The sequence below is a fragment of the Sphingomonas sp. genome (genome assembly GCF_051962185.1).
Lineage (GTDB): Bacteria > Pseudomonadota > Alphaproteobacteria > Sphingomonadales > Sphingomonadaceae > Sphingomonas.
In genome coordinates, this window is the sequence record NZ_JBQCCN010000208.1 from 1 (window position 1) to 9,991 (window position 9,991).

The window sequence follows — 9,991 nt, forward strand, 5'->3', positions numbered from 1 at the left end:
TCACCGGCGACGGCATGGTCCATGGCATCGCGCTGCAGGGCGGCAAGGCGCTGTGGTATCGCAATCGCTGGATCCGCTCGAAGCGGGTCGAGGCGGAGACCGGGATGAAGGCCGCGCCGGGGCCGCGCCATGGCGGGTTCGATACGGTCAACACCAACGTCCTCGGCATCGCCGGGCGCACCTGGGCGCTGGTCGAGGCGGGCAGTTATCCGGTCGAATTGTCCGAGACGCTCGACGAACAGACCTACAATCCGTTCGACGACACGCTCCAGGGCAGCTTCTCCGCGCATCCGCATCTCGATCCCAGGACCGGCGAGAACCATGCGATCTGCTACGAGGCGACCGAGCCCGACGTCGTGCGCCATGTCGTGCTGTCGCCCGAAGGCAAGGTGACTCGCGAGCTGGCGATCAAGGTCAAGCATGGTCCCTCGATCCACGATTGCGCGATCACCGATCGCTATGCGCTGATCCTCGATCTGCCGGTCACCTTCTCGATGAAGGCGCTGATCGGCGGGCACAGCTTCCCCTATCGCTGGAACCCCGAGCATCAGGCGCGGGTCGGGCTGTTGCCGCGCGCCGGAAGCGAGGACGAGATCGTGTGGGTCGACTGTCCGCAGGTCTATATCTTCCACGTCGCCAATGCCTTTGACACCGCCGACGGCAAGGTCGTGCTCGATGCCTGCGTCTACGACACGATGTTCGCGGAGATGGTCGGCGGCCCGGCGGGCAAGCCGCTGGGGCTGGAGCGCTGGACGATCGACCCGGTCGCCAGGACGATCGACCGCCGCACGATCGACGCCGCCGCTCAGGAATTCCCGCGCCCCGACGAGCGCTTCTTCGGCCAGCCCTATCGCTACGCCTATACGATGGCCTTGCCCGAGGGCGAGTTCGCGATCAGCGCGACGAGGCTCTACAAGCACGACCTCGAGACCGGCACGCGCGAGACGCACGAATTCGGCGAAGGCCGCTATCCGGGCGAATTCGTGTTCGTGCCGCGCGGCGAGGACGCACCGGAAGGCGACGGCTGGATGGTCGGGCTGGTCATCGACCTGCCCAACGAGACGACCGACCTGGTGATCCTCGACGCGACGCGCTTCGCGGAGGCGCCGGTCGCGAGCATCCGGCTTCCCCATCGCGTGCCGCCGGGCTTCCACGGCAATTGGGTCGCCAACGGTTGAGAGACGCCGCGGTCCGAAGGATACCAGAGCGGATCAAGTCGACATTCAGTCGCGAGCGGACGGGCGCCTTCAATCCGCCCCTGTCAGGGGGAGCGTTCGAGCTTTGGCCTGCTCCCAGCAGGTCAAAGCTCGCGTCTGGGAGACGCGATCTCGCTCGAACGCACCGAAGGTAACGGAGGGGGCGGACGGCGACACACTAGCCGTCGTGCCTCCTCCCCTCCATCAGGCTACACTTGACACCTCCCCCTGGCGGGGAAGATCAGTTTGAGCCCGACTATGCCCAAGAGCTCAGGCGTCGGCGGCCGCGACGCCATAGTCTATCCGCTCGAGGTCGTGGAGCAAGCTCGGGCCTTGCGGCTGCCAGCCCAGTCGCTCGCGCGTCGCCGCGCTCGACGCCGGCATGTCGAGCGCTGCGAACGGCGCCAGCCATCCGAAATAATCGGCCGCTTCCTCTTCCGACAGCGATGCCGTCGGCACGCCCAGGCCGGCAGCGATCGCCTCGGCGATCGCGCGAACCGGCACGCCCTCTTCGGCGACCGCGTTGTAGCGCGCCCCGGGCTCGTGCCGTTCGAGCGCCAGGCGGTACAGGCGCGCGACGTCGAGGACATGCGCAGCCGGCCAGCGATTGGCGCCATCGCCGACATAACCGACGACACCCTTGGCGCGGGCGATCTCGACCAAAGGCGAGATCAGCCCCTGTTTCACCGTGTCATGGACTTGCGGCAAGCGGACCACCGCGACCGAAACGCCCTGGTCGGCAAGCTCGGCGCCGGCGCGCTCGGACGCGACGCGCGGGTTGGGATTGTCCCAGTCGACCGCGTCTTCCACGGCCGGTCTTCCCGGGCCAGTGCTGCCCATCCCGGTTCCCGAGGTGATGATGAGCGGGCGATCCGATCCCAGCAGCGCCGCGCCCATCGCCGCGATCACCCGCCGATCCTTCTCGCAATTGGCGACGAAGTTCGAAAAATCGTGATCGAACGCGGTATGAATCACCGCATCCGCCGCCGCCGCCCCTCTCGCCAGCGTCGCCGGATCCTCCAACTCGCCGCGATGCGCCTGGGCGCCCGCCGCCTCCAGCCACGCCGCGCCGGCGTCGGAGCGCGTCAGCCCGAGGATCTGATGCCCATGGTTCACCAATTCCGCCACGACCCGCGAGCCGATGAAGCCGGTCGCACCGGTCAGAAATACACGCATCATTACCTCTCACATTGCCGAGACGTGGATATCGCGCTACCGATCAACCTGTTAAAGTAGTGACTTTATTCTATTATAGTTGGTACCCGGACGATTCGTATGCCCGACCCCTCCGCCAATCCGCTCGGCCGCTATCTGCGGGACCGTCGTACTCGGCTCGACCCTGCCGCATTCGGCGTTGCCGGCGGGCGGCGGCGCACGCCCGGGTTGCGCCGCGAGGAAGTCGCCCAGCGCGCCAATATCAGCCCGACCTGGTACACCTGGCTCGAACAGGGGCGCGGCGGCGCGCCGTCGGCCGACGTGCTCGACCGCATCGCCACCGGATTGATGCTGACCGAGCCCGAGCGCGAGCATCTCTTCATGCTCGGCCTCGGCCGCCTGCCCGAGATGCGCTATCGGCGCGTCGACGGCGTCACCCCGCGTCTGCAGCGCGTGCTCGACGCGCTGGAGGTCAGCCCGGCCTTCATCAAGACCGCGATCTGGGACGTGGTCGCCTGGAATCGCGCCGCCGCCGTGCTGTTCACCGACTACGCCCAACTCCCGCGCGAGCAGCGCAACATCCTGCGCCTGATGTTCGGCAACGCCCGGGCGCGCGCGGCGCAAACCGATTGGCACGGCGTCGCGCGATCCGTCGTGGCAGCGTTCCGCGCCGATGCCGCGCGGGCCGGCGCGGGCGCCGCCGAGGAAGTCGCCCGGCTGGTCGACGAATTGTCGCGAACCAGTCCCGATTTCGCGGAAATGTGGCGCGACAACGACGTGGCGGGGCATGGCGACGGACACAAGCGCCTGCATCACCCCGACGCCGGCGATATCGAGCTGGAATTCTCCGGCTTCGCCGTCGACGGACGGCCGGAACTGGGCATGCTGGTCTATAATCCGGTGTCGATGGATGATGCCGAGCGGCTCCGGGCCCTGATCGCCGCCAGCCCGGTCTGACGGCGGCTCAGCTGTTGCGGCGCTGGTAGCGGAGCCCGACCAGCATCGCCAGGATGCCCGACAGCGCGCCGACACCGAGCGCCCAGCGCGGGCCCCAGCCATGCGCGACCCAACCGACCAGCGGCGCCCCGATCGGCGTGCCGCCCAAGGCGATCGCCAGCCGGATCGCCATCACTCGCCCGCGCATCGCGGGGTCGGAGGTGAGCTGCATGATCGTGTTCGAGCGGTTGGTGACGGTCAGCGTCGCCAGGCCGATCAGCACCAGCGCCGCCGCGAAGAACCAATAACCCGGCGCCAAGGCCGCGAGCAGGCAACCCCGCCCGAACAATCCCGCCCCGCCGGTCAGCATCGAGAAGCGTGGGTGGCTGCCCGTCGCGATGAACGCGCCGGCGAACGTCCCGACCGCGATCGCCGAGCTTAGCACGCCATATTGCGCGGCATTGGCGTGGAAGACGCCGACCGCCATGGTCGAAATGAAGATCGGGAAATTGAGCCCGAACGTCCCGATCAGGAAAAGCATCAGCGCGATCGCGCGCAGGTCCGGCCGCCCGGCGACATAGCGGAACCCTTCGAACAGGCTGCCGGGCTTCCGCGGCGGACGGACGCCGCCGTACAATTGATCGCGCCTCAGCGCGGCCAGCGACACCAGCACCGCGAAGAACGAGAGGCCGTTGACCACGAATGCCCAACCGGTCCCGATCGCGGCGATGCACAGGCCCGATACAGCCGGTCCGACCATACGCGCGGCATTGAACGAGGTCGAATTGAGCGCGACCGCGTTGGCGAGATCCCCGTCGCCGACCAGTTCGCCGACGAAGGTCTGGCGCACCGGCGCGTCGAGGGCGGCGGCCGAGCCGGAAAGGAAGGCGAACAGATAGACTTCCCACAATCGTATGACGTGAAGCACGGTCAGCACGCCGAGCGCGAGCGACAGCAGCCCCATCGCCGCCTGGGTCAGCATCAGCAGCTTGCGGCGGTCCATGTGGTCGGCGGCGGCACCGGTCCAGGGCAGCAGCAGGAATTGCGGCGCGAATTGCAGCGCCATGACGATCCCCACCGCGCGCGCGTCGCGATGGGTGAGCTCGGTCAGGACCAGCCAGTCCTGCGCCGTCCGCTGCATCCAGGTGCCGGTGTTCGACACCAGCGAACCCGCGAACCACAGCCGGTAATTGACGTGGCGCAGCGAGCGAAACGAGCCGTACCGTCCGGCACGCGTGTCGAGGGAAGCGCTTTCGGCCATCGGCGGCTTAATTCTCCCCGAGATGCCGCAGGACGGGGAGCGCGGCGCGGAGCGCGGCGATCTCCTCCTCATCGAGCGCGGTCAGCGCGGCGGCGAGCCGATCGCGCTTGAGCGAGCGATATTCGTCGCGCGTCGCGCTGCCCTTTTCGGTGAGCTCGTAGAGGAACTGGCGGCCGTCGGTCGGGTGCGGCGTGCGTGCCACCAGCCCCTCCCCCTCCAGCGCGGCGAGCGTGGCGCCCATCGATTGCGGCTTCACATTCTCCGCGCGCGCCAAATCGGCGGTGGTCGCCGCGCCCTCGCGCGTCAGCCGCCCCATCACCACGCGTTGCGACCAGGACAGCCCACCGGCATTCGATTCGGTCCGCAGCCGCCGCATCAGCGGGCCGATGGCGCGGAGCAGATCCTCGCCGAGCGGATCGGCTGCGGCGTCGGGTTCCAGGGGCGGTCGAACGGTCATGGCGCCGCTATGAACTAAACAGGCAAACTTGCAAGTCTCCCTTCTATTTCTAGCGAACGAACGCCCGACGCGGCATTGTCGCTACCAGCGCCAGGCGAGTGTGAAGGAAGCGGCGCCAGCGGTCGGCGCGCCTCTCGTCCATTGGTTGAGATAGCCGATCTCGGCGCTGACCCGCTTGGCCAGCGGTACGCCGATGCCGATGAAGTCACGCGCACGATCATAACCGGGGCGCTGGCCCGCGCCGCTCCCCAGATTGACGAAGCTTTCATGGCTGGCGAGCAGCCGCAAATCGGCCGTCACCGGCAATGTCAGCCGAACGAAGGGTCGCAACCTCATTCCCGTCCCGCCCAGCCCGTCGCGCCAGCGTTCCTCCATCCGCAACCGCGCACCGATGACCAACCGGCCGATCGTCGCGAGACGATCCATGCTCACGTCCTGGCGCCCGCGCTGTTCGATCGCCGCCCCGCCGCCGCGATAGGTGATGTCACGGACATAGCCGGCCGCCACCGTCACCCGATCGAAACGATAGCCGAGCATCGCGATATTCTCGCTTTCGTAGAGCCCGGCATCGCCGCCGCGCCCGAAGCGCTCGGTCGTCTCCACGCCCAATTCCACCCTGCCGGCAATCGGACCGCGGGCATTGGCGTCCAGCCAGATCTGCGCATCATCGGCGTGCGCCAGCGACGGGAACCCCACCAACAGAATCGCGCCCAGCGCCGCATGACATTTCGATGACATTTTTGTGTCATGGCAGAACTGCCGGCGCCGCGCACCCTCCGCGTTTATGCCGCCGCGGCGATCCTTTGCCCCTGGCGCGAGAACGAGCGGAACGTGATCGACCAACGGGCCCGGTCCATCGGCGCGATACTGTGCTCCCAATCGTGGCGAACCTCGCCCGACAGATGATAGAGCGCACGCGGTTCGAGCGGGATATTGACTCGCTGCCAGCGATCGCCCTGCTTGCGGCGAAAACGCATCGTCGCCGGCGCGCCCAGCGAAAGCCCAACGACATGCTCATAGATCGGGCGATCGCGATGCCAGCCGATGCCGGCCCCTTCGTCGTACCGGATCAACAGCGCCTGGACGAGCGCGTCAGGCTCGAGCCCCGCGACGGCGGCGGCGCGATCGCGGATCGGGAGCAGCCAGTCGGGCAAGGGCGCGCCGCGATCGAGCGCGCCCGATTGGAAGTCATATTGCCAACCGAAACTGTGCGTGAGGCGCTTGCCGGTCCATTGCTGGAAGCGGAACGGAGTCCGGTCGACGGCATCGCTCGCGGCGATCAAGGTTTGTTCCTCGGCCGGCGACACGAAATCGGCACGCGTGCCGAGACCGGAAATGGCGGGGAGGTCGAAGAGATCGGAAGACACGGTTGGGATGTGGGAACATCCGAAGAACATGCAAGGCCAACGCGCGCCCGGATCGCCCTCGCCCATCCCAAGTCGGGGCGCCCTCCTGTCGCAAAGCCCATCGATCAGGCCGTTCGACTTTTCCTTTGTTGCGGCGCAACGCGATTCGGCGCATGGGACTTGCCCTTCTCACCCTTAGCGAAGTGACGATCATGGCCGCCAAATGGGCCCCCGATAGCTGGACCTCTCATGAAGCGCGCCAGTTGCCCAACTATCCCGACACCGCGGCGCTGGACGCCGCTACGAAGCAACTGACGAGCTATCCGCCGCTGGTCTTTGCCGGGGAAGCGCGCAATCTGACCGCCGATCTGGCGCGCGTGGTCGAGGGCAAGGCGTTCCTGCTCCAGGGCGGCGATTGCGCCGAGAGCTTCGCCGAATTCCATCCCAACAACATCCGCGACACGTTCCGCGTGATCCTGCAGATGGCGGTGGTCCTGACCTATGCCTCGAAGCTGCCGGTGGTGAAGCTCGGCCGCATGGCGGGGCAATTCGCCAAGCCGCGCTCGGCCGACACCGAGGTCGTGGATGGTGTCGAACTGCCGAGCTATCGCGGCGACAATGTCAACGACATCGCCTTCACGCCGGAGAGCCGCACGCCCGATCCGCAGCGCATGGTCCAGGGCTATGCCCAGTCGGCGGCGACGCTCAATCTGCTGCGCGCCTTCGCCCAGGGCGGTTATGCCAATCTGCATCAGGTGCATCGCTGGACGCACGATTTCCTCGGCTCGAGCCCCTGGGCGAAGAAATACGCCGAAACCGCGGACCGCATCGGCGAGGCGCTCGAGTTCATGGAAGCGTGCGGGATCAATCCCGACACCGTGCCGCAGCTCGGCCAGACCCAATTCTATACAAGCCACGAGGCGCTGCTGCTCCCCTTCGAGCAGGCCATGACGCGGCAGGACAGCCTGACCGGCGACTGGTACGATACCAGTGCGCATTTCCTGTGGATCGGTGACCGCACGCGGTTCGACGGATCGGCGCATGTCGAATTCCTGCGCGGCATCGGCAACCCGATCGGCGTGAAATGCGGACCGAGCCTGGAGCCGGACGTACTGCTGCGCATGCTCGACACGCTCAACCCGGGCCGCGTGCCCGGCCGCATGACGCTGATCACGCGCTATGGCCATGACAAGATCGAGGCCGGGCTGCCCAAACTGGTCCGCGCGGTGAAACGCGAGGGCCATCCGGTGATCTGGAGCTGCGACCCGATGCACGGCAACGTCATCAAGGCTGCCAATGGCTACAAGACGCGCCCGTTCGAGCGCATTCTGGCCGAAGTGCGCGGCTTCTTCGCCGTGCATCGTGCCGAGGGCACCTTCGCCGGCGGCATCCATGCCGAGATGACCGGGCAGAACGTCACCGAATGCACCGGCGGCGCGGTCGATGTGACCGAGCAGAGCCTGGCCGACCGCTATCACACGCATTGCGATCCGCGGTTGAATGCTGGGCAGAGTCTGGAGTTGGCGTTCCTGCTGGCTGAGATGCTGAACGACGAACTGAGGCAGCGGCGGGCGGAGGCGGCTTAGGCCGTCGTCGGCCGCCGGCGCGCCTTGGCGACTTCCCTTCCCGATCTGAACGCAAGGGCGCGGCGATAACCGTTGTTCCTGACGGTTGCCGCTGCCGATTTCTTGCTGGTCCGGACCAGTCGCGTCGGTTAGGCTGTCCCCTAGGAGATGTTGCGATAACGCGTGCGATGGCCTGGGCTTCCCGGCCAACGTCCGCCATGTCGAAGTGTCGATAAGGGGGTTCGAAAATGCCAGACAACAATCCGGGCGCCGATGTCGATGTCACCAAGGCCTGGCGCGCGTCGCAGGGCCAGCAATCCGCCGCCAAACGCCTGCGCCTGTTCGCCGCGCTCGCCTGGGTCATTGCCATCGGCACCGAGATCGCCGGCATCGTCATGCTCAAGCAACACAGGTTCGATCATGGCAACCTTGCGCTGCTGATCGGCCTTCTGGTGGTGATCGCAGTGTTCGCGATTGCCGGCAGCCTGATGTGGAAAGCGGCCAACAAGCAGGATCCGGCCACTAGAGCGGACGCATTCCGGTTCTTCGTCCAGAACCAGCTCGGCGCGATCATTACTGTGATCGCCTTTCTCCCGCTGATTGCCCTGATCTTCCTGGACAAGGACATGGATCCGAAGAACAAGAAGATCGCCGGCGGTATCGGGGTCGCTCTGGCGCTGCTCGCCACCGTGATCGGCGTGGATTTCAAGCCGCCGTCGACCGAGCAATATACCCAGGACATGAACCAATGCGCCGCGCAGATCAAAGCCGGTGAGCCCACCACCGCCTGCTCCCCCGAGGTCGCAGATCAGGCGAAGGACATCGCCAGGGACTCGAGCACGGTGGCCGAAGCAACCAAGGACGCCGCCCACCCGGCCGGGCAGGACCTGGTCTACTGGATCGCGCCGGAGAACGGCGCCAAGAAGTCGGCGACGCCGCACGTCTTCCACTTGTGTCAGGGCGTGAGCCCGCTGCGCGGCAAGACCGTGAACAGCGGCTCGGTGACCGAAGCCTATGCTGAAAACGCCACCCGCATCACCAAGCAGATCCCGATGGAACAGAAGCAGTGCGGGATCGCTGCCGCGAAATAGCGGACCGGCGTCGAGGACGGCCCGGTTTCCATACGATAACCGGGCCACCCATCGTATCGAGAGATTTGCCGCGGATTAGGCGAGCCTGATCGTGAACTCGACCTCGTCGCTGAACGGCATCGACATATAGCCGTTGGCGACCGTGCCGACCCTGTCGAGATATTCAGGGCAATGGTCCGCATTGTCGGCGATCAGGATCGCACCGGGCCGCAACCGGCTCTCCACCCGATCGAGGATATCCGGGTAAAGCGCCTTGGCCCCGTCCAGCAGCACGAGGTCGATCGTCTCGGGCAGGTCGACGGCCAGCGTTTCCAGCGCATCGCCTTCGCGGAACTCGACCAGGTCGGCGAGCCCCGCCTCGACAAGATTGGCCTTTGCCGTCGCCAGCTTGCCGGGCTCGAACTCACTGGTGATCAGCCGTCCACCGCCATTGTCGCGGAGCGCCGACGCCAAATGGATTGTCGACAGACCGAACGACGTGCCGAACTCGACGATCGAACGGGCATTCGTCGCCCGTGCCAGCATGTAGAGCAGCCCACCGACCTCGCGCGACACCGGTAATGCGAAGTCGCTGAGCTTGGCATAGAAATCGCGATACTCGGTCTTGCTGCGCATCATTCGACCGCGCTCTTCACTGGTCACACCGGCAAAGGCCGGGCTTTGGGCCGGCGAATTGGCGTCAGCGGCGGCGAACAGGCGCGCGAGAAGGGGCGCCACTGGGGCGCTCGAAAGCGTAGTCATTTGGGTTTCTCCTGGTGCGAACGAAGCTGTCCGAGCAGGGCTTGCCTGCCGGACCGGAAAATACGACGAGTTCGTCAGCTTTGACTATTCGCATTGGCAGGAAGCCCGCATGACCACCGCCCGCAACACCTTCATCACCTCGCGCAAACAGCCTCAGCAGGCACGCTCGAACCAGCTGGTCGAGGCCGTACTCGACGCGGCTGTTCAGGTTTTGATGAAGGAAGGCGCCCAGCGTTTCACCAC

10 protein-coding genes are annotated in these 9,991 nt (G+C 66.4%); 4 read left to right on the top strand and 6 right to left on the bottom strand.

The window, feature by feature from the left end:
* A partial coding sequence (locus ACTHJR_RS13230) for an 8'-apo-carotenoid 13,14-cleaving dioxygenase (protein ID WP_440523701.1) occupies positions 1-1,178 on the top strand: 1,178 nt, incomplete at its 5' end.
* 288 nt (positions 1,179-1,466) lie between these two features.
* On the opposite strand, the gene ACTHJR_RS13235 is transcribed toward ACTHJR_RS13230, so the two are convergent.
* On the bottom strand, positions 1,467-2,375 hold the full coding sequence (locus ACTHJR_RS13235) for an SDR family oxidoreductase (protein ID WP_440523702.1): 909 nt from the start codon (positions 2,373-2,375) through the stop codon (positions 1,467-1,469).
* Positions 2,376-2,471: 96 nt separating this feature from the next.
* On the opposite strand from ACTHJR_RS13235, the gene ACTHJR_RS13240 reads away from it, so the two are divergent.
* Entirely contained in the window at positions 2,472-3,308 is an 837-nt protein-coding gene (locus tag ACTHJR_RS13240; RefSeq protein ID WP_440523703.1) for a helix-turn-helix transcriptional regulator, read from the top strand.
* A 7-nt stretch (positions 3,309-3,315) separates the two neighbouring features.
* Here ACTHJR_RS13240 and ACTHJR_RS13245 read toward each other — a convergent pair whose 3' ends face one another.
* From ACTHJR_RS13245 to ACTHJR_RS13260, 4 genes are all read right to left on the bottom strand, one after another.
* Positions 3,316-4,548 (bottom strand): MFS transporter, encoded by a 1,233-nt coding sequence (locus tag ACTHJR_RS13245; RefSeq protein WP_440523704.1) that lies wholly within the window; start codon positions 4,546-4,548, stop codon positions 3,316-3,318.
* A gap of 7 nt (positions 4,549-4,555) precedes the next feature.
* Entirely contained in the window at positions 4,556-5,005 is a 450-nt protein-coding gene (locus tag ACTHJR_RS13250; protein ID WP_440523705.1) for a MarR family winged helix-turn-helix transcriptional regulator, read from the bottom strand.
* 81 nt (positions 5,006-5,086) lie between these two features.
* A complete protein-coding gene (locus ACTHJR_RS13255; protein WP_440523706.1) occupies positions 5,087-5,743 on the bottom strand; it encodes a DUF2490 domain-containing protein in 657 nt (218 codons plus the stop codon).
* A gap of 44 nt (positions 5,744-5,787) precedes the next feature.
* Complete coding sequence (locus tag ACTHJR_RS13260; RefSeq protein ID WP_440523707.1) at positions 5,788-6,372, bottom strand: alpha-ketoglutarate-dependent dioxygenase AlkB; 585 nt, start codon at positions 6,370-6,372, stop codon at positions 5,788-5,790.
* A gap of 191 nt (positions 6,373-6,563) precedes the next feature.
* Between ACTHJR_RS13260 and ACTHJR_RS13265 the strand changes: the two genes are divergently transcribed.
* Both ACTHJR_RS13265 and ACTHJR_RS13270 read left to right on the top strand, forming a co-directional pair.
* A complete protein-coding gene (locus ACTHJR_RS13265; RefSeq protein WP_440523710.1) occupies positions 6,564-7,937 on the top strand; it encodes a class II 3-deoxy-7-phosphoheptulonate synthase in 1,374 nt (457 codons plus the stop codon).
* Positions 7,938-8,164: 227 nt separating this feature from the next.
* A complete protein-coding gene (locus ACTHJR_RS13270) occupies positions 8,165-9,007 on the top strand; it encodes a hypothetical protein (protein ID WP_440523708.1) in 843 nt (280 codons plus the stop codon).
* A gap of 75 nt (positions 9,008-9,082) precedes the next feature.
* Here the strand turns inward: ACTHJR_RS13270 and ACTHJR_RS13275 are convergent, their stop codons facing one another.
* A complete protein-coding gene (locus ACTHJR_RS13275; RefSeq protein ID WP_440523709.1) occupies positions 9,083-9,748 on the bottom strand; it encodes an O-methyltransferase in 666 nt (221 codons plus the stop codon).
* Between the last annotated feature and the right edge of the window lie 243 nt (positions 9,749-9,991).